This window comes from Bradyrhizobium sp. Leo170 (assembly GCF_004296405.1).
Taxonomy (GTDB): Bacteria; Pseudomonadota; Alphaproteobacteria; order Rhizobiales; family Xanthobacteraceae; genus Bradyrhizobium.
In genome coordinates this window covers 1-1,399 of sequence record NZ_PSRR01000716.1, presented here as the reverse complement: position 1 = coordinate 1,399, position 1,399 = coordinate 1, and the positions used below count along the sequence as shown (strand labels likewise).

At 66.5% G+C, this 1,399-nt stretch carries 2 protein-coding genes and 1 pseudogene; all 3 read left to right on the top strand.

What is annotated here, in order from left to right:
* A pseudogene (locus tag CWO89_RS44215) lies at positions 1-223 on the top strand (IS66-like element accessory protein TnpA); the annotation flags it as partial.
* Positions 220-567, top strand: coding sequence for an IS66 family insertion sequence element accessory protein TnpB (gene tnpB, locus CWO89_RS44210; RefSeq protein WP_028169062.1), 348 nt, complete (start codon positions 220-222; stop codon positions 565-567). The pseudogene CWO89_RS44215 and the gene tnpB, both read left to right, overlap by 4 nt.
* Before the next feature lie 118 nt (positions 568-685).
* Positions 686-1,399, top strand: a 714-nt coding sequence (locus CWO89_RS44205) for an IS66 family transposase (protein ID WP_245476867.1), incomplete at its 3' end; no start/stop codon positions are given.

Below are 1,399 nucleotides of genomic sequence, written 5' to 3'. Positions count from 1 at the left end.
GTCGTTTCGTCCCGAGCCGAAGGATGCCGCCCATCAAACGGGCTTCGTACCGGCGATGGTGGTCGCGGAATCGGGGCCGACGCTTGGTCCGGTCGGGCCGGCCGGCGGCGGCGCGATCGAGATCGAGTTTGCGGCCGGGGCTCGGATGCGGATCACGGGCACGGTCGACGCGGCGACGCTGAAGGCCGCGGTCGCGGCACTGGCAGATGGACGGCCGCGGTGATCCCCATTCCGCCCGCCGTACGGGTGTGGATTGCGACCGGCCACACCGACATGCGCCGCGGCATGAACTCGCTGGCGTTACTGGTGCAAGAGGCCTTCAGACGCGACCCGCACGGCGGCGACCTCTACGTGTTCCGAGGCAAGAGCGGCAAGCTGATCAAGATCCTTTGGCATGATGGGCTCGGCATGTCGCTCTACGCCAAGCGGCTGGAGCGCGGCCGCTTCCTCTGGCCGTCGTCGGCCGATGGCATTGTGACCATCACCCGAGCCCAACTTGGCTACCTGCTCGAGGGCATCGACTGGCGGATGCCGCAACACACTTGGCGGCCGCAGGCGGCGGGTTGATCGCTGGGATTTGAATCGACCACACGTCGGCAGTTCAGACACAGACAGCTTATTGTGATTCTCTGACCGGGATGGCGCCGATGATTCTCTCCCCGACGATGCGACCACGCTGAAGGCGATGCTGCGTGCCGAGCGGGTAGCGCGGTTGGCCGCGGAAGCGGACGCCCAGGCGCGGACCTTGCTGATCGAGAAGCTCAAACTCACGATCAAGAAGCGGCGGCATGAGAAGTTCGGACAGTCCTCGGAACGTGGCGCACTGTTGGATCAGCTCGAACTGCAACTCGCCGATCTGGAGGAGAACGCGGCGCAAGCCGAGACCGCGGCGCAGATGGCCGCAGGCGACAAGATTACGGTGCCATCGTTCGAGCGCCGCAAGCCGGTGCGCCGGCCGCTGCCGGAGCATTTGCCACGGGAACGCCTTGTCTATCCGATACCTGCGGCCTGCCCATGCTGCGGCGACCGCCGGTTACGCAAAATCGGCGAGGACGTGAGCGAGACGCTGGAGCTCATTCTGCGGCAGTGGAAAGTCATCCAGCGCGTGCGCGAGAAGCTCGTCTGCCGGGCCTGCGAAGCCATCACCCAGCCTCCGGCTCCCTCGCACCCGATCGCGCGCGGACGTGCAGGACCCAAGCTGCTGGCCCATGTCCTGTTCGCCAAATACGGCTTGCACCTGCCGCTCCATCGTCAGAGCGACGTCTACCGGCGCGAAGGCATCGACCTCGACGTCTCGACGCTGGCGGACTGGGTGGGCGCCTCCACGGCAACCCTGATGCCGCTGGTCGATGCGATCCGCGGCCATGTCTTTGCGGCCGAGCGCATCCACGCGGACGAC